Annotated in this window: 1 rRNA gene (cut by a window edge); it reads left to right on the top strand. The window is 56.7% G+C overall.

Features of this window, described 5'->3' with window-relative positions:
• Nucleotides 1-263 (top strand): 16S ribosomal RNA (locus DXA74_RS15895); it begins 1,302 nt to the left of the window's first position.
• The last annotated feature ends 65 nt before the right edge of the window (nt 264-328 follow it).

The raw sequence follows: 328 nt of genomic DNA, 5'->3' as shown, positions 1-328 counted from the left end.
TGGATGCGAATCCCGAAAACCCTTCTCAGTTCGGACTGGAGTCTGCAACCCGACTCCACGAAGCTGGATTCGCTAGTAATCGCGCATCAGCCATGGCGCGGTGAATACGTTCCCGGGCCTTGTACACACCGCCCGTCAAGCCATGAAAGCCGGGGGTGCCTGAAGTCCGTAACCGCAAGGGGCGGCCTAGGGTAAAACTGGTGATTGGGGCTAAGTCGTAACAAGGTAGCCGTACCGGAAGGTGCGGCTGGAACACCTCCTTTCTGGAGCGACTCCGAAGACAGAGTGTTCCGTGATGGTGAGTACTCTTGTACACGCTGTTCTATGA

The organism is Bacteroides sp. OF04-15BH (assembly GCF_003477995.1).
Lineage (GTDB): Bacteria > Bacteroidota > Bacteroidia > Bacteroidales > Bacteroidaceae > Paraprevotella.
The sequence above is the reverse complement of the archived record's forward strand: the minus strand, read 5'-3'. Positions and strand labels throughout refer to the sequence as shown.